Annotated in this window: 9 protein-coding genes and 1 pseudogene; 6 read left to right on the top strand and 4 right to left on the bottom strand. The window is 39.9% G+C overall.

Annotated elements, in window-relative coordinates; all coding sequences use genetic code 11:
• Positions 1 to 108: 108 nt before the first annotated feature.
• A complete protein-coding gene (locus Q4546_RS18115; RefSeq protein WP_102477275.1) occupies positions 109 to 846 on the top strand; it encodes a hypothetical protein in 738 nt (245 codons plus the stop codon).
• A gap of 242 nt (positions 847 to 1,088) precedes the next feature.
• On the opposite strand, the pseudogene Q4546_RS18120 reads toward Q4546_RS18115, so the two are convergent.
• A pseudogene (locus tag Q4546_RS18120) lies at positions 1,089 to 1,719 on the bottom strand (transposase); the annotation flags it as partial.
• Between the two features lie 850 nt (positions 1,720 to 2,569).
• On the opposite strand from Q4546_RS18120, the gene Q4546_RS18125 reads away from it, so the two are divergent.
• The 4 genes from Q4546_RS18125 (at position 2,570) to Q4546_RS18140 (ending at position 11,990) form a co-directional block, all read left to right on the top strand.
• Positions 2,570 to 3,541, top strand: a complete 972-nt coding sequence (locus Q4546_RS18125) for a polysaccharide lyase family 7 protein (RefSeq protein ID WP_303446780.1) — start codon at positions 2,570 to 2,572, stop codon at positions 3,539 to 3,541.
• Positions 3,542 to 3,881: 340 nt separating this feature from the next.
• The gene (locus Q4546_RS18130; RefSeq protein WP_303446781.1) at positions 3,882 to 6,920 is read left to right on the top strand and encodes a TonB-dependent receptor; all 3,039 of its coding nucleotides are present in this window, start codon (positions 3,882 to 3,884) and stop codon (positions 6,918 to 6,920) included.
• A 63-nt stretch (positions 6,921 to 6,983) separates the two neighbouring features.
• Positions 6,984 to 10,592: a VCBS domain-containing protein gene (locus Q4546_RS18135; protein WP_303446783.1), complete on the top strand. Its 3,609-nt coding sequence runs from the start codon at positions 6,984 to 6,986 to the stop codon at positions 10,590 to 10,592.
• A 480-nt stretch (positions 10,593 to 11,072) separates the two neighbouring features.
• Positions 11,073 to 11,990: a neutral zinc metallopeptidase gene (locus Q4546_RS18140; RefSeq protein WP_303446784.1), complete on the top strand. Its 918-nt coding sequence runs from the start codon at positions 11,073 to 11,075 to the stop codon at positions 11,988 to 11,990.
• Positions 11,991 to 12,124: 134 nt separating this feature from the next.
• On the opposite strand, the gene Q4546_RS18145 is transcribed toward Q4546_RS18140, so the two are convergent.
• Together Q4546_RS18145 and Q4546_RS18150 are read right to left on the bottom strand one after the other, a co-directional pair.
• Positions 12,125 to 13,006 (bottom strand): NAD(P)-dependent oxidoreductase, encoded by an 882-nt coding sequence (locus tag Q4546_RS18145; protein ID WP_102435635.1) that lies wholly within the window; start codon positions 13,004 to 13,006, stop codon positions 12,125 to 12,127.
• 604 nt (positions 13,007 to 13,610) lie between these two features.
• The gene (locus Q4546_RS18150; RefSeq protein WP_303446786.1) at positions 13,611 to 16,595 is read right to left on the bottom strand and encodes a TonB-dependent receptor; all 2,985 of its coding nucleotides are present in this window, start codon (positions 16,593 to 16,595) and stop codon (positions 13,611 to 13,613) included.
• A gap of 300 nt (positions 16,596 to 16,895) precedes the next feature.
• Here Q4546_RS18150 and Q4546_RS18155 point away from each other — a divergent pair, with 300 nt between their 5' ends.
• Complete coding sequence (locus tag Q4546_RS18155; RefSeq protein WP_303446787.1) at positions 16,896 to 17,837, top strand: kelch repeat-containing protein; 942 nt, start codon at positions 16,896 to 16,898, stop codon at positions 17,835 to 17,837.
• A 159-nt stretch (positions 17,838 to 17,996) separates the two neighbouring features.
• Here the strand turns inward: Q4546_RS18155 and Q4546_RS18160 are convergent, their stop codons facing one another.
• Complete coding sequence (locus Q4546_RS18160) at positions 17,997 to 18,494, bottom strand: lactoylglutathione lyase family protein (RefSeq protein ID WP_303446788.1); 498 nt, start codon at positions 18,492 to 18,494, stop codon at positions 17,997 to 17,999.
• Between the last annotated feature and the right edge of the window lie 416 nt (positions 18,495 to 18,910).

Consider the following 18,910-nt stretch of genomic DNA (forward strand, 5'->3'; position numbering starts at 1 on the left):
GTTAATAAACGGTGACCTTCCTACAGAGGACTTTCACCTCATTAGTTCATGCCCATGCTGGGCGTACACAAGGCGCTGCATTAATCATCATTTTCCATTGGAGCACACATGAGTAGTACCACTGAGTATATTTTAGGTCTGCAAGAAGAAGAAATGAGAGTTTGGATATGTGAACACTTAGACGATGAAGATGCTGATGAAGAAACACCAGGGTGGGATGATTTGGCGCAAGAATGGTCATATATGCAATCTAGTTATGAGGATAACATTCAACAAAATGAATGGTATGCCAGCCATAGTTACTCTGTTATACATAATACATTTCAATCTCAAATTCATAAATTAAAAGACTTATTTGATGCTCCAATAGCAACATATCATGAGGAAACTTTTTATAAAATGGCATATGGTCATGCTGTTACCTTAATGGAATCCTTTTTGGCAGACACCGTTAGATCGTTAATAATTACAAATGATAACTATTTCATAAATGCAATAAATAATGTTGACTGCCTAAAGAAAGCAAAGTTTTCAATTAATGATATTGCTAAGCAGAAAGATGGAGCTAAAGGTTTTGCGGTAACAGAGCTGTCTAAGGTTATGTATCACAATGTTAGTAAAGTCAAAGAAATCTTAAATGCAATTATCGGTAAGAAAATTCAAGTCAATATTACTGCTGTTTCTACCATAACAACCCTTCGTCATGACATCGTTCACCGTGATGGGAAAACTACAGATGGCAAACTTATCAAAGTTGATAGAGAAATTGTAATTGAAACTATCAATTCGATAGAAGAATTTGTAAATACTATATCGCATCAACTCGATTCACATAAAAATGCATAACAGATAAGGATAGGCCGCGCGTAGCCGCGTCCTTATCCCAAGTGTTGAACAAGCCCGAGTGATACCTTTATAGTGTAAATATCGGCGTAAGATCTTACGCTTTTTCGATGTGTGCTGAGCAGTTACATTTTTTACTAGCCGCATCGATCCCTTAGCATCGTCAGCTAATTTCGTTACCCCAAATATCAATGCCTTAGCACCTCCTTATACTTTTCTTGTTCCGCATCTTAAGTGTTAACTTTTTAATCCTTCCGCTTAAACAGTGGCGTTAGGTTTCGTTGGTTTTGCCTAAGAAAGTTTGTCAGTCGTTCATGCACTTTTTCATCCCTTTGTTGCCAGCAACCCATAAATGTCATCGGTTGTTGGCAGCAAGGGCAAGGTCGTATGGCTTGAGTTTTAGTGGTGTTTTCGAGCGGCGCAAACACGGTGCCAGCAACGGCTAGCATCAAGCGTATTCGTTGCCGCAGCTTGGTAGCACCTCCTCTGAGTAATCCACTCTCATTGTTAAGAGTCTCTGACTCGCCACTATTCTTGAACAAGAGGCTTCGGCAGCACATGTTGCAGTACCAACCATAGAAATTGGGTAACGGGTAAGGTGCGGATCTCAGTGGTGTTGGTCTGGCTATTTTGCCCATGGTTTTCAAGATAGGCAAAGCTGATTTGTCCATCGATATTGCTGACGATATTTTTATCGGGTAACACACCGCGATAAAGGTATCGCGACAGGTACTTTAGCGCTGGCAGCCCTTTGCCCACATGTTGGCAGTCTACCATCCACTTTTTGGGGATAGCGGTTGGTAGCTTGATGTTGAGCTTATCGGTCAAATGCGTCAGCAATCCTGCTCGCCACACCTTGGCCAGGTTAAATCAGGACATGCATCGAAATCAGCACTAATGCGCCTGACAGCGCAGCTTTGTTCAACAAGAGCATTAATGATAAATACAATCAATACGAATTATCGTACAGCTCATAATCTGCATATTAGTTCTGAACTGTAATCTCATTACATTATCCATTGGTAATACCTGCGAAAAAATTGGTAATAACACCTTGCGAGTTTGAAATACAGCTGAGTCACTGACTAACTTTGTTCTGTTATTTGGTAATGTTGTCATATCCATTGGTAGTGAATATAAAAACCATTCAACAATAACAGCCTGACTCTCCTGTAAGTTATTGTTCATTATATCTTTTCTGTTGGGAGGGAAATATGTAAAGCCAATGCGTTAATCTTTTTTATGTCATCGTTACTACCAATTTGGGTTTTTGGTAATGCCTGTGACGCTTTTTTGGTTGACAATGATGTGTTGTGGTGGTTATATTTTGTTTAACGCAAGGTTACAGATGTGAACAGGTTGTTAAGCATGTAGCTGTGTTGGGTGGGTTGTGTGTGATTCTGTGCGTAACAATTAATCATTGCTCTTTGATCATATACAACAAAGAGTTCTGCTTCTTTTTACAACGAAATTAGATAATTTTTGGTGTTAATTAGAAGCAAAGTCTTACCTATTTTTATTACGTTTTTCAGGGTTAGTTAAGCTCATGTGTAGGTGCGCCACTATATGCTGCGCATATAGGTATTCTAAGTAAGCTTTGAAAATAGTTAAGCCGAACAATATACGAACATATTCAACAAAGAGATCGTAAATTATAAAGGATTCCAATATCAACACATATAAATCTTACCGACATATTCAAAAGAAAATGTGTGACGTTTTCGCTTTGCTAGTTTTTGCTTTAGCTGTTTTTAGCGCATCACTCAATGCTCAGGAAATTGAGGAGAATACGCTTATTCCTAAGTCACACACTAGCCTTGCTGAAGGTGTTTTACTGGGGGATTTGTCAAAACTCGATCCGCTTAAAAAACCAGGTGAAAATTTTGACTTACTCGATTGGTCGTTAACGTTGCCAACCGATCTCAACAAAGATAAAAAAGCTGATACCGTCTATGAGAAATCATTAGGTAAAGGCTTTAACTTAAAGCCATTTTTTTATACAGCAGATGATGGTGGCTTGGTATTCGCTTGCCCAAACGTAGGTGCCAAGACCTCAAAAAATACAAAATATGCGAGAACCGAACTACGCGAAATGCTACGTAGAGGTAATGTTCGAATTAAAACTCGTGGCCTGACTAAAAATAACTGGGTTTTCAGCAATGCGCATGGTTCGGCGAAAGCTAAGTCTGGGGGTGTTGAAGGCAGTTTGGAAGGGACTTTGGCAATAAACCGAGTATCTACCACAGGTGATAAAAAAAAGGTTGGACGCGTGGTCATCGGGCAAATTCACGCGACGGATGACGAACCTATTCGTTTATATTACCGAAAATTACCAGCCAACTCGAAAGGGGCTATTTATTTTGCCCATGAAATAAATGATGGTGATGATATTTGGATAAATATGATTGGCTCACGTTCACATACTTTGTCAGACCCTGATGACGGAATCGCCTTAAACGAAAAATTCTCTTATAAAATTTCCGTCGAAGATGAAGTGTTGTTCGTCACTATAATTAGGGAAGGTAAGCCTAATATTACTAAGTACTACGATATGAAAGATAGTGGTTATAGTGCTAGTAACCAGTATATGTACTTTAAAGCGGGTGTTTATAATCAAAACAATGACGGCGCTGATGGTGATTATGTGCAAGCCACTTTCTATCATATCCATAACATGCATAAAGGGTATAAATTTTAGCGCAGTTAACTCATCAATTTAAAATTCGTAACTCGTAACTCGTAACTCGTAACTCGTAACTCGTAACTCGTAACTACAGTTATTGGTTATATTTTTATTTAAATTAATAGGTTAAAACTTTTGTTTGGGTTTCGTCTGTTGAAATTAATATAACTCTAATTTAAATATAAGAATTTAATGGCAGTAACCTGCTTGCAATAATAAATATAAGAATTTAATGGCAGTAATCTGCTTGCAATAATAAATATAAGAATTTAATGGCAGTAACCTGCTAGCAACAAAAAAATATACCAATAAATGGCATTAACATGCTTATTAAAATACTAAGGGGAAGTACGGTATGTCGACGAAAATAAGTAAAAAAACAAAACCCATCCATAAAATAGGGAAGTTCAAGCTTTCACCTATAGCAAAATGGATGAAGCTTGCTGCATTTACTTCTGTAACCAGTGCTTTTGCATTTTCGGCAATAGCAGAAGAAGCCGAAACTGAAAATCTAGATAAAGTTGATAATGATATAGAAGTTGTTGTAGTTACTGGTACACGTAGAACAATTCAAGACCAAATTGCAATAAAGCGTGAATCTACCACGGTTGTTGACGGTTTATCAGCTTCAGATATTGGTGATTTACCTGCACTTTCAATTGGTGAGGCGCTAGAAACATTAACGGGTGCATCATCTCACCGTGAAAATGGTGGTGCTACTGAAATCAGTATTCGTGGTTTAGGCCCATTCTTAAGTGCCACTAATATCAATGGCCGTGAAGCGACCAATGGTAGTGGTGACCGTTCAGTTAACTTTTCTCAGTTCCCATCAGAGCTGATGCAGAAAGTAGCTATTTATAAAACACAAGACGCTTCCATGATTGAAGGTGGGGTTGCCGGTGTTATTACCCTGGAGACACTTAAGCCTTTAGATTTTGGTAAGCAACGTTTTCAGGCTGAAGTAAAAGCTAACTACAACCCAGACCAAGCAAACGTTGACAATTCACTTCAAGATGATTTGGGCTACCGTGGAACACTAAGTTATGTTGATCAATTTGAGTTTGATAACGGCCAAGCATTTGGTTTGAGTGTAGGTTTTCAACGTCAAGATATTAGCCAGCCAGAAGCTGAATATAGAAGCTCCAGCCCAACGGGTTCATCTTTGTGGGCATGTTTGAATGATCCAACCGATACCAATACCGGTTTTTTCCGTAGCTCAGCGGGCGATTGTGAAGATGGCGTAGATGGTTCGAGTAACCAAGGCTACAATAATAATATTGATCCAGACACAGGTCTTGCAGTAGATGATGGCAGAGAATACGCATGGACTGGCTCAAGCCGAAGCTTCCGTCAAAATGAAACATCTGATGAAAGAGACGCTTTATTCTTTGCTCTACAATACCAACCCTCAAATAATTGGGATATCAATTTTGACGCGCAAATTTCAGATCGTACCCAAGCAGAAGCGCGTCATGATTTAATTTTCTTACAAAAGCGCGTTACACCGGGTGTAACGGGACAAAATCTGATCACAAACGATGTTGGCGGTATTCTACATTGGGAAGGTGAAGAACGCATCGAATCTGCGGGCGAGCAATTTTCGCGTGAAGAAAACTATCGTGGATATGGCTTGAACGTTGAACATTTTTTCTCAGATGATCTAAAGATTAGTGTTGACCTTGGCTATTCTAAAACCAGCCGTGAAGAACTACAAATAACAAACCGAGGAAGAACGAGCTCTCGTCCTTTCTTATCTTGGGATTTAGGTGAATATATTCCTCATTTCACAGTGACTGATTTTGATGTAACTGATATTTCCAATTTTACTGATAGCCTTCGTACTCGTATCGACAGAGAAAATGTCCGCGACAACGAAATTATGGGTGCACGCGTTGATATTGATTATATTCTAGACGGTGATTTTTTTAGTGGCGTTCAAGCTGGCGTTCGCGTTTCTGAGCTAACATTTGTTCAATTTGGTGGCACGAACGGTAATGGCTCAAGAGACACATATGAATTAGATGGATCAGTAACATCAGCTATCGACGTACTTGAAGGTTGTCAAATTGCCTTCCCTGAAACTGATTTTTTATCTAGTGTTTCTGACGGTAATATTATCACCCATGTTGACAGTTCAGGTAATGTTGTAGAAAGCGGTACAGGCGCTTCGTGGGCAACTTACAATAACGAGTGTTTCTCTCAAGCAGTCGCAGCATCACAAGGCGGCGAATTCGCATACCCAGAGGTTACATACGAGAATGCGGGTACTATTGACGTAACAGAAAAAACTACCTCTGCTTATGCCATGCTTAATTACGACTCTGAAATGTTTGGTAAATTTATTCGTGGTAACTTTGGTGTTCGTGTAGTGAATACTGACGTTACCTCTATTGGCTTTAGACAAGGTTATGACGTTGTCACTGATCCGGCGACAGGTGTGGTCAGTTTGGTACCAAACGATACTATTGAAAAGATTGTTGGTGGCGGTGATTACACTGAAGTACTACCAAGCTTTAACTTAGTCGTTGATTATGATGACAATATTCTCCTAAGGGCCGGTATTTACCGAGGTATGTCACGTGCAAATCCATCTGATCTAAGTTATAACCGCACATTCGTAACCGATGACTCGGATGATCCTGAATCAGTTGAAGACTTGTTGGTTGGTGTTAATGGTTCAGGTAATCCTGATCTTCAACCATTAATGTCATGGAACTATGATGCGGCTGTTGAATGGTATCCAAGCGATGACTCTATGGTAGCGTTAGGTGTTTACTACAAGCAATTCAATGGCGGTTTCCAACAGCAAACACAGTTAGAGAATTTTATCGTTGACGGTGTGGAAGTTTCTTTACCTATTACTAATTCAGTCACTACTGACGAAAAAAGTGACCTTTATGGTTTCGAAGCGTCATTCTCGTATCGTTGGGATTTGGGCATTGGTGTGAAGTTTGGTTATAACTGGGCAGATACAAGCTATGAGTTTGAAGATAGTAACTACGGTAATACCTTTACTACTGGTTTAGATGGTGTTGTTACTCAGGATACCGTAGGTATTGTTCCTCCTGCCTCAGTACCTGGATTTTCTGAGCATGTATTCAATGGACAGCTTTACTACCAAATCGGCGGTTTTGATACTGCGCTTATCTACAAGTATCGTAGCGAATACTTCCAACCATACACTTCTAACGGCACAAGACTGCGTTATGTTGATGAGGCAGGTACTTGGGAAGCTCGTGCTGCATACAAAATCAATCAACACGTTCGTGTTAAAGTTTCAGCAATTAACTTGTTCAGTGAGCCTCGCAGTGATGACTTCTATACCCAAGGTAACTTGGGTCAAGTAAGTGATTACGGTCCACGCCTGTTCGCAGGTGTCAGCTTTAAGTACTAGCCAAGTATAGTACTTAAATAAAACAAGCTAAATTTGGAAAAGAATCTTTTTGGAGTCATAAAAATGAATAATAAATCCTTTATACCGCTCATCATTGCGACAGGTCTATTAGGTTGTGGCGGTGATGACGGTGCTGAACTAAATGGAAATGCTCGCGGTAGTATAGCAATAACCGGAAGCAATTTTATCGCTGGCGAAACAATCTCTGCAGCAGCTACTGATGCTGACGGAATTATAGCTGACACACTTACTTACGTATGGTCAACAGGTGTTATTGGTACATCCATCACCATTACTGAAGCTGATGAAGGTTCAGTCATTTCTGTTTCTGCTAATTATACTGATGAGGCAGGTTTTACCGAAGGTGTTGGTGCATCTACACCTGTTATCAACCCAACCTTAAATGTTTCTGCTAGCATTATTAAGGGCCCTATTGATGGTGCAACTTGTGACATATTTAAAGTTGATGATAGTGGTGCTGCGGTTCTTCCTGCACAAGCTGCTGCAACCTCTGACACTTCAGGTGGCGTTACATTTAGCAACGTACACTTCGAAGGTACGGGTTTAATTGCATGTACTGGCGGTACTTATACGGACGAATCAACAGGTTTAACCTTAGATGCACCTCAACTACGATCTGTAGTGAGTGTCGATGAATTTAGAGTTGTTAAAAATGAAGATGGTACTGATGCTGTCGATGAAAATGGAGATTTAATACTAGTAATACCAACCTATACTGTTTCTCCTTTAACCGAAATGGCTGTTCAAAACGCGGGTAGTGATTTAAACCAGTTTGCTGACGAAGCTGAAATAATTAATGCTCGTTTTGGTATTCGTTTTGATACAACAGAAGTGCTTCCTACTTTAGTTGGTACTGTTGAACTTGGTGCTGATGGTGCTGAAGATGCTGATAGATATGGTTCTGTGCTAGCGCTACTATCACAAGTTGATGCAGACAACGCAGACGCAGATTTATCTACCGTTATGCAAGATCTTGCTAGTGACGTCGCTGATGGTTCTTTTTCTGAAGAGTCTTTAGTTACACTTGAGACAGCACAAATTAATTTGCAAACTACTTCACAAGTTGCTGATTCAGTTGATGAAGCGTTACTTGACGGAATTGGAGCCGCTGTGGGTTATAACAATGACCCTGTTGCAGCAATCATCGAAGGAGAATTGGGTGGTACTGTTCAACATACTGCTACGCTTCCATTAACTGGTTCATTAACCATTATTGATCCAAACTTTGAAGAAGATGCTTTTGTTGCGCAAACTGATGTAGCACTTGATTATGGTACATTTAGTATCAGCGCTAACGGTAGCTGGTCGTATACAGTTATGACTGCAAACGAAACTCTGGCTAGCCTTGAGTTAGGTAATTCGGTGAATGATTCAATCACTATCGCTTCTATTGATGGTACCACTGCTGAAATTAATATTCGTGTTGCTTCGCTTACTCAGGTTGTAAAAATAAGCGATACAGGCGGCGATACGGGTGAGATTAGATTTAGCGTTGATAACCTTCGTCAAGGTAAGCTGAGTGCATCTTTATCTAAAGAGGTTGCTCTTGGTAGTGATGGAAATATTAAAGATGCTTATATTACGCTTTATGGTTCTTCTGGTAGTTCTAGTGAATCGTTAATGGATTTACGTATTCAAGGAACTCAAACTGGAGACGACGGCACTATAATTGATCCACGTTTCTTTGTTCGAAATACTGACAGTGACGCTTACCCTGGAAATTTAATCACTGCACCATTTGTTGAAGACCAGTTTTATGATGTAGAGATCACATGGGACTTAGATGCAACAGAACAAATTACCGTGACTATTGATGGTGAAGTAATTGGTGGCGGTTCTTTCTCTACTGCAGCGGTTGTTGACTCTGATTATACAGGCTTAGATCAGTGGTTCGCTGATGGTGTGAAAGCTATCCAATTTAGATTCGGTGATAATGATAGAACGATTCCTTTTGGTTCTTTTTATGTTGATAATATTGAGGTATTTTCTGATACAGCTGGCACAACAAGTATATTTTCAGATGACTTTGAAGGTTATGATGCAGGCGAAACTTTAGATGGTACAGACAGCAAGTATGGCTTAGCTATTTACTCAGAAGTTATCGTATTTGATGCAGGCGATGGCACAGTAGAACCTACGCCAGCAGTATTTTTTGATTTAACTGGAAGAATTGCAAGTAATGAGGCAACGGCAACAGGTGCTGTAAGTGTACTTGACCCAGATGTTGGCGAAGATTCTATTGTTCAGACAACCTTAATGGGTGCATACGGTACATTGTCAATATTAGATGATGGCTCATGGACCTATACCCTCGATACCACTGACGCCACGATTGCTGCACTTGTTGTGGGAGAAAGTGAATTAGATACCTTTACGATTGAATCTTTTGATGGTACTACCGCTGAATTAGCAATCACAATTACTGGTACAGTTGTTGTTGCTACTGGAGATAATAATGTCGCTAGAATGGCTGATACCTCAACAGACGCTGATGCTGAATTACGTTTAACAACAGACCCACTTGCTGAAGGCTCTATTTCTACAACCCTTAAGTTACAAGCCATTGCTGGCTTTACCGCTACAGATGGTGTTTCTGAAGATAATACTGCTTATATTAGTGTTTACGGAGGCTCCGCTTCTTCAGGTAACTTAACGGGCGAAATTGTCTTTACTAATGATGGTACTGTTAAATACCGTGATGCAAATAAAGATCAGCAAATCATTGATGGCTTAACGTATACAGATGATACTGATATTGATGTAGTGCTTGAATGGACTGCAACAGGTTATTCTGTGTCAATTGATGGTGGCACAACGTTCTACGGCCCTTATGTTGCCATTAATACGGGCAGTGCAACACAAACCTATCAAATTCGTATTGGTAGCTCTTCGAAAGAGTCAGCAAAAGAATTATTAGCTGATGACATCGTCATTGCTGATGATACAGGTTCGGCAGTTCTGTCTGAAGACTTCGAGATATTTGCTGAAGGTGAAGATTTAAGCACGACTTATTCAAGCTCTGCTGAAGCAACCGTTATGACCATAGCGGGAAGTAGTGTAAATAAAGTTGCCAGAATGGCTGATACAACAACAGACGCTGATGCTGAATTACGCTTAACAACGGACCCACTTGCTGAAGGCTCTATTTCTACAACCCTTAAGTTACAAGCCATTGCTGGCTTTACTGCTACAGATGGTGTTTCTGAAGATAATACTGCTTATATTAGTGTTTACGGAGGCTCTGCTTCTTCAGGTAACTTAACGGGCGAAATTGTCTTAAGTAATGATGGCAGCGTTAAATACCGTGATGCAAATAAAGATCAGCAAATCATTGATGGCTTAACGTATACAGATGATACTGATATTAATGTAGTGCTTGAATGGACTGCGACAGGTTATTCTGTGTCAATTGATGGTGGCACAACGTTCTACGGCCCTTATGTTGCCATTAATACGGGCAGTGCAACAGAAACCTATCAAATTCGTATTGGTAGCTCTTCGAAAGAGTCAGCAAAAGAGTTATTAGCTGATGACATCGTGATTGATGATGCAACAGATACGGCGGTTCTATCTGAGGACTTCGAAAGTTATGCTGTGGGTGACGATCTAAGTACGACTTACTCTGGTTCTGCCGAAGCAACAGTGCAATAAGGCTAATCAACTTGCAGTTGTAAATTAATGTTTTAAACAATGTGTTAAAAATGCCGCTTATTGATAGCGGCATTTTTTGTGCTTATTTTGTAGACCAAAGTGTGCTATTTGAATGCGACTTTCGCTCTTTTAAAGGGTTAGTTGTATCCAACATTTAGCTTAGAGCTAATTTTATTGGGTTATTTTGTTAAACTCGATAAGTTGGCAGTATCAACTGATCAAATGAACCGCTTTCTATCTCATCAATTTTAAACTTATCTGGTTAGCCGAAACTTTTCTAAAACGCTAGGCTAGTTTAACTATGCTATGTTTATTGGTGCTGTGGTTGCGGCTTTCAGCAGTCTTTGTCGTTATATAGTCATTAGCCTTTAGTAACTAAAAAGTTAAGAGTGGGTAGGGCGTTCAGGCTTCCAATCTAGTTGAAAATGGCATTAATGATTTCTTTAAAGTGTATGTTTGTAATTATGTCGGGGTAGCGTTATGCGTTGGCGTGGAAAGCGTAAAAGTAGCAATGTAGAAGATCGTCGTAATACGCAAGTCTCAGGTGCTGGTGGCTTTGGGCGAGGTGGTGGGGGCATTTTACGACTGCTACCGATGATATTTAAGGTGCTTGGGTTTAAAGGAACCGCGATACTGATTGTGGGTGTGGGCGCTTACGGATTATTTACCGGCAACCTAGGTAATATGTTAGGTGGACTTGGGCTACAACAAGAAACCTCTACAGGTGTTTCTACCGCGCCATTAACTGAAACCGCAGCAGAAAGAGAGCAGGTTGATTTTGTGGCGGTAATTCTTGCTGATACGGAAGAAACTTGGAGCAGTTTATTTCAGCAGCGGGGCATGACCTATCAAGAGCCAAGTTTAGTGTTGTTTCGTGATGCAGTAAAATCAGCTTGTGGTATGGCACAGTCTGCTATGGGGCCATTTTATTGTCCTGCAGACCAACAAGTTTACATTGACCTGAGTTTTTTTGAGCAATTAAAAAATCAGTTCAAAGCGCCTGGTGATTTTGCCCAAGCGTATGTGATTGCCCATGAAGTAGGTCATCACATTCAAACTCTGCTGGGGATATCCAGTGAAGTTCATGCCGCTCGCAGTAAGTTAAGCGCAGTTGAGGGCAATAAGCTGTCGGTTAAGCAGGAATTGCAGGCGGATTGTTTTGCCGGTGTTTGGGCCAATCATGCGAATAATAGCCGTCAGCTACTTGAAGCAGGTGATGTCGAAGAGGGCTTAACGGCTGCAAGCGCTATCGGGGATGATACCTTACAAAAACAATCACAAGGCTATGTCAGCCCTGACTCTTTTACCCATGGCAGCTCGGCACAAAGAGTGAAATGGTTTCAGATTGGATTCGCTAGTGGCGATATGGACAGTTGTGATACCTTTCTAGGCAGTTAGCAAAGCATAGCTCGAGCCATTACAAGCGAGTGATAGCGTAAATAGATACAAAAAAGCCGTTGAATATCAACGGCTTTTTAGTGTGTTACTTATAGCGTATCTTACTTAAAAGATAACGATAAGTTAATATCGAATTACTTCTCTAATTTAGTGAAGTAGTCGAAGATAACAGGTACGTCATTTTGACCAAGGCCTGCATCAACACCTGCTTGAAGTGCTTTAGACGTTCCTTCAGCGATTGGAGACTCAGTGCCTAAGTCAGAAACCATTTGTAAGAAGTAACCAAGGTCTTTGTTTGCATTAGCAACAGAGAAACCTAGCTTTTCTTCGCCATCAACAGCATAGAACTTAGTGAACTGCATGAATGGTGAGTTAGAAGGGCCAGCAGACATGATGTCGAATAATTGTTGACCGTCAACACCTGCCGCTTTTGCAACTGCAAACGCTTGAGACATCGCAGTAACAGTAGTCATACCAATGAAGTTATTGATTAACTTGGTGGTGTGACCTGCACCTAATTTACCTAGGTGGAATACGTTTTCACCTTGCTCTTCTAAAACAGGTTTAACTTTGTTGAATGTGTCGATGTCACCAGCAGCCATGATGTTTAAAAGACCATCTTTAGCGTGAGCAGGAGTACGTCCAAGAGGCGCATCGATCATGCCACAGCCTTTTTCGGCAAGCGCTGCACCAATTTTGATAGTAGAAGCAGGGATAGAAGTTCCGAAGTCTACTAATGTAGTACCTTCTTTCATTCCGGCTAGAACACCATCTTCACCGTATACAATTTTTTCAACAACTGCAGAAGTTGTTAGACAGAATTGAACGATATCAGAAGCCGCTGCTAATTCTTTACCAGAAGTGAATTGGGTAGCATTGCCACGAGCAAGAACTGCATCAACTGCATCTTGATTAAGATCCATAACGTTAACTTGGTAACCACGTGTTTGTAGGTTTTCAACCATGTTGCCGCCCATAAGGCCAAGACCGATGAATCCGATGACTGGTTTTGTCATTTCTAACTCCTAAATATATTGATATATGCTTATCTGAATTGAAAGTTGCTCACCTTAATATGAAGGTGGGCAATGTTATTTATATAAAAAGTGCTCTAGAGCTCAGGCTAGTTAACTTATTAGCTCTATTTAAGAATTAACTCTTTATCTATTAATCGTGTCGTGTTTCTTAACATTAGATGTCGTTTACAAGGCTTTTATATCGCCCAATACTTACTTACCAATTTGTATTACAATATGGTAGGTATAGTCGTCACCTTTGTCAACCAAACACTATTTGTTCTCTTGCAAAAGTGTGACTAAAAAAGGGTTGGCTGTTATTTTGAGCAAAAACACTCGAAAATGAATTTTTGTGTAACCTAAATCACATTAATGTTTTTATTCAACTACTTGCTCTGTTCTGCTTGTGTATTGAACGTGTCATTACTGAACAGTTAAGTGCTAAATATATTTCGGTATAAGACTGAAAGTCTATAAAACAGAGCTTTTAGTCTTCATCGGAATATTGATTAATCTACATTTTGTATTATCTATGTGACCTTTAATTTGTCTTTTATGAGAAAAGAGCCTATCAACTGATAGGCTCTACATTACCATGTTCTCATTAGAACTTAGCGCGAACACCGACAGTGTAGCGACGATCCGCTTCACTGTATTTCCACACTGAATCCAGTTCAGTGGTGTATTCAATTGGTTCGCCTGTGAGGTTAACCACATTACCAACAACGGTGAAGTGCTCATTGATATCCCAACTTGCCGAGAAATCAAGTTGACCACGTGCTTCACGGTAGTTATTACCCACGGTTGCGTCAAAATTATCAGAGGTAGGGTCATTTTGGTTAAAGACGTTATAACCTAATGCGCCGACAGTTTGAACACGTTTTTCAGCTTGTGAGTATAAGTAACGGTCACGCCAGTTGTATGCTAAACGGAATTGCAATCCCTCATTTTCCCAGTAAATTTGACCATTCGCGGTGTTTTCCGAAATGTTCAATAATGGGTTACCATCAGGTTGTTCACTATCTGCATAGGTGTAGTTGGCATTGACACCGAAGCCAGACCATAAGCCTGGTAATGAGGTAAATTGTTGTTGGTAACCTAGTTCAATACCTTGAACACTACCACTACCACCGTTAACATCAGTGTCGACCACAATACCTGTTTGGCCTGCAGCTTTTTGAGCATCAACATAAGCTAAGCCTTGATCTTCTGTAGCAAAGTTGACATCACCTTGGCTTTGACCTGCTGTATCAAGTAAACAAATGTTGCCCCATTCAGTGGTATTTTGTCCTGAAACCGTATTGGCATCAGCTAAACAGCTACTGTCGGTTTGTGTAAATGAGTTAACATCTTTGTAGAATAATGCTGCTGAAACGATACCGCCGTTACCAAAGTAATGTTCTACTGAAAGATCATATTGTGTAACACGGTAAGGCTCTAACTCGTATGAACCTTGAGTACCAGTCACTAAAGAGTTATCAATAGTTAACGAAGGGCTTAGTTCATCAAAGTCAGCACGGCGCATCACTTTTGCCGCTGCGAAACGTAATAAAGTTTCTTCAGTTAGGGTATATGTGACGTTTAAACTCGGTAAGAAATCTGAGTAATCATTTTTACCGGTATCAAGCACTTTATTACCGTTGGCATCGACTGATGCAACCACGCTTGATTCTAAGTCAGTTTGAATATAACGTCCGCCGACAACAGCGGTTAAATCATCAAAGTCTAAGTGAACTTGTGCGTATATAGCGCTGGTTGTTTCATTAATCTCTTTATAGGCACTTGAATCTTCGACCATATTATCGGCTAAAGTACCGTTCATTGCATATGATGTATCTTGCAACATCTGTTGAACTAACGCATAAGTTTGTTCGGTATTTTGTAGCTGGTCAGCGTCATATACATTATATGTCAACATATCATTTTGACCGGCAATGCCTGTTTGGTCGAATGAGTTACTCATGTTAACCACATTCATGCTATCGCTTAGCAGTGGGTTGTCAATCCAAATAGGGCTATATAAACCATCAGCGTTGGTGGCTTTTTTATATGAGTCCTTAAGGGTATTGCCATTAGGTTTTAGGTCAAAACGGTTAGCAGAGTAATCTCTGTCAGTAAAGCGTACACCTGCTTTAACAGCTGAAACCCAATCGACACCAACATCAGAAATCTTAAAATCAAATCGAAGTGCTTGTTCTTCATTCTCAGTTTCTAAGGTTTTATGGAAAAACTCACGGAAAACTAAGTTATCAGGATTGGTTAGCATGCCATTATCAGCATAGGTGTAACCTGGGATACCACTGCCACTAAATGAACTACTCGTGCTGGTATGAGTGACTAGGTCAAGGGTTGGATCTGTACGTTCGATTGGACGTAAATTAAATTCATTGGCGGTTTGTTTTTCTTTTGACTTTGATAATGAATATTCGGCTGAAAGTTCAATATTATCAGACAGAAACCACTCACCTCCAATGGCATGTGAGGTTGAGTCTGATGTGGTAAAGTCACTCCATGTTTTAGGAATAACCAACACGCCATCTAGATCGTAATTGTGTAGTTGGCCATTGCTGTCATAGTAAGAGTCATCTCTAGCAACAGTACTACCACCCACATCAAGAATTGAATATGCTGATTGACCACCGTCTAACTTGGTGCCGTTTAAATCAAGGTAAATATTGGCGTTGGCACTTTCTGGTTCCCACTGTAGTGAGATACCCACAGCTGTACGTTCACGTTCTTCTGTTTTTTGTTCTGCCGTTGTTTGGGTTCTACGCAGGTATTTACCATTTGGTCCGCCAGAATCATCGACTGTGCCATCACCATTGATATCAATATTGTCTAGTAAATCAACTTTATTGAAGTACTCATCACGGCGTAATTCACGGTCTAAGTAAGATAAGTTAGCAGAAGCACCAAACGTACCGGCACTGCCTAAATCCCAATTATTACCCAGTCCCAATGTGAAGTTAGGAGCAATATTTTCTGTTTTATCTGCATATTCACCATCAAGAGTAATAGCCACTAATGGCTCACTCAGTTCGAGTGGGCGAACCGTTTGCATATTAACTGTGCCGCCTAACGCACCTTCAATCATGTCAGGTGTTGGCGACTTAATGACTTCAACTGTTTTTAAGAAGCTTGAAGGGAAGTCGGATAAATTAATACCGCCACGACCAGGGCCTGCTGTAGAACGGCCGTTTAGTAAAATAAGGTTTTCTGATACGCCACGAATGGTAACTGATTCACCCACACCAAAATCTGTTGCTATTGAAACACCCGTGATACGTTGTAGCGCTTCTGCAATATTGTTATCAGGTAACTTACCAATATCTTCAGCGACAATCGCATCAACAATTCTATCATCGGTACGTTTTAGTAGATTAGCTGCTTTTAAACTACCAAATATGCCACGAACGGCAATGACTTCAATTTCGTTTGTGTCGCTAGCGTCTGCATTTGTCTGGGCTTCAGGCTCTGCTGCCATTGCCGACATTGATAACATTGCCGTTAATGTTGCGCCAAAAATACTAATATTATTTGCTTTGCTTCTAGCCCCAGTAAACATCGAACTTATTTTATTCAGCTTCATATTTCCCCCCAAGAAATCATTAATTTTTGTATGACCGATTGCTGTTCTTTTAATCGGTTGATACATTTATATAACATGTTACCAATAGTCGCAATCATTATTACCAAATTATTAATTTTGTTATACCAAAGTGTATGTCGGCAGCCGTTTATTTTGTAAATCAGCTGAATAAGGATTTGTTTAAAGGAGCGGTTATAATCAGAATAGCTTAAATTTAGGTGAATGAAAGTTAGATAACTCATTGACGGTGAAAGGATACTTCAATATTCTACGGCCTTCATAATTTAATGGATTAAAGACATGATGAAGCCAAAAATTAATTTTCTATTACTGCCGATACTTATTTTAATGATTCTTAGCGGTTGTAGTAGCAATCCTGTGTTACACCCTGAGCCCATTACCTTGTCTAGCGCTCGATTTGGTCATGCCGCAGTCAATGATGGTCAAAACATTTATGTATTGGCAGGGTCTAACAGCACTGGTTATCTTTCCGACATTGAAATCATTGAGCCTATATCAGGTAAAAAGCAGGTGTTAGCGAATAAACTCATCCCAAGAAGGTTTTTTTCTGCGGTTTGGGATGGGCAAGAGTCAATTTATATTATTGGTGGTGTCAGCTTTGAGGCCCAAAAATTTAGATTTGAACACCGCGTAGAAGTGTTTAATACCGTGACCCACCAAGTTAGCTTTGCCAAGCCGTTACCTGCACCAACAAGACGTAATAGTGCCGTTTTGTTAAATGGTAATATTTATGTTGTTGGTGGCTCATACCCTAAAAATGGTCAGTTAGTACCGAGTGGCTTAGTCGCTGTGTTAAATGGTGAGACACAAGGCTGGGTTAGAGCGGCCAATATGCCAACCGCAAAAGAAACCAAAGCAGTTGTTCATGATGGTTATATCTATGTGGTGGGCGGCTATGATAATAAAACCTCATTAACTGCTTTTGAAAAGTATGACCCGCAATTAAAACGATGGCAGACATTACCCGCTTTACCTGAAGCTATCAGTGCCCATTCAATGTCAGTGGTTAACCAAAAATTGTTTGTATTTGGCAGTTATGACAATTTATCGTTAACTTACGCATACGATTTTGTCAGTGAGCAATGGATGAAGATTGATATTGGTTATCAAGCCAGTAGACATAATGCAGCGACCACACTCGGTGACACCACTTATGTGATTGGCGGCAATACCGACATAAAAGGTCAATATCTGAAAGATATACAAGTCTTTAAATTGTAGTTTTAGCGAATGTAAGCTTATTCAGGCTGTTCACAGCTGAAATCAATCATGCCCCATCATGGCTATATTTTAAAGGTTTAATATATGGGGCATATTTGTACTATTTACATTGGTCGACGATTACAGCTGATAACCCGTCTTTTTAAAGCTTAATAGTCGCTATTTATAAGCACCATCAGAGTAGGTTAGTTCATAGCTATGTGAGTATATTTCAAGGATATTCCCGAACGGATCTTCCATGTATATCATGCGATATGGTTTTTCACCTGGGTAATAAAAACGTGGTTTTGCCATACGTTTTTTACCACCTGCAGCAACAATTTTTTCTGCAAGTCCTTCAACATCAGGATCTTGAACACAAAAGTGGAACACGCCGGTTTTCCAATATTCAAAGTTATCTTGCGGATTTTGCTGATTTTTAAACTCAAAAATTTCAACTCCAACTCTATCACCTGTGGATAGATGAGCAATGCGAAAGTGTTCCCAACCACTCCCAAATACATCAGTACACATTTCACCAATGGCGGAGTTATCTTCTTTAATTTCAGTGGGCGCCATAATGAGGTACCAACCTAATGTCTCGGTATAAAACTTTACCGCGGCTTCAAGATCGGGCACTGATATACCGATATGGCTAAACGTACGTGGATATGTCATCTGTGTTCCTTATCATATGAGAATTGGCATAGTTTATTACTGCTCAAATATAGCCAAACTATAGAAAGTTGCACTGAAGATACGGCTGAAGTGGTTTATTCGATCAACAGAAATCATTTAGATAAGGTGAACTAGGCTAAGGAATGCGTGTATGGAAGGTTATCGCTCTGGTATATAAATAAAAAGCCAGCATATTGCGGGGCAAAATATGCTGGCTTTATTGTGTTGTAGTGATTATCTAAATTGTGGTTTGTTTATTGATTTAGTTTTCAACTTGATACTTTTCAAACCACCACAGTATATGAGCCACTTTCGACATTCTAAACTGTGGTTTGTTTATTGATTTAGTTTTCAGTTTGATACTTTTCAAACCACCACAGTATATGAGCCACTTTCGAGATTCTAAACTGTGGTTT

It is taken from the genome of Shewanella sp. 4_MG-2023, from assembly GCF_030548015.1.
Lineage (GTDB): Bacteria > Pseudomonadota > Gammaproteobacteria > Enterobacterales > Shewanellaceae > Shewanella.

Excerpts from the sequence above, each read along its gene's own strand:
- Q4546_RS18115 (WP_102477275.1), top strand. The coding sequence starts at position 109 with ATGAGTAGTACCACTGAGTATATTTTAGGTCTGCAAGAAGAAGAAATG.
- Q4546_RS18130 (WP_303446781.1), top strand. The coding sequence starts at position 3,882 with ATGTCGACGAAAATAAGTAAAAAAACAAAACCCATCCATAAAATAGGG.
- Q4546_RS18135 (WP_303446783.1), top strand. The coding sequence starts at position 6,984 with ATGAATAATAAATCCTTTATACCGCTCATCATTGCGACAGGTCTATTA.
- Q4546_RS18140 (WP_303446784.1), top strand. The coding sequence starts at position 11,073 with ATGCGTTGGCGTGGAAAGCGTAAAAGTAGCAATGTAGAAGATCGTCGT.
- Q4546_RS18145 (WP_102435635.1), bottom strand. The coding sequence starts at position 13,006 with ATGACAAAACCAGTCATCGGATTCATCGGTCTTGGCCTTATGGGCGGC.
- Q4546_RS18150 (WP_303446786.1), bottom strand. The coding sequence starts at position 16,595 with ATGAAGCTGAATAAAATAAGTTCGATGTTTACTGGGGCTAGAAGCAAA.
- Q4546_RS18155 (WP_303446787.1), top strand. The coding sequence starts at position 16,896 with ATGATGAAGCCAAAAATTAATTTTCTATTACTGCCGATACTTATTTTA.
- Q4546_RS18160 (WP_303446788.1), bottom strand. The coding sequence starts at position 18,494 with ATGACATATCCACGTACGTTTAGCCATATCGGTATATCAGTGCCCGAT.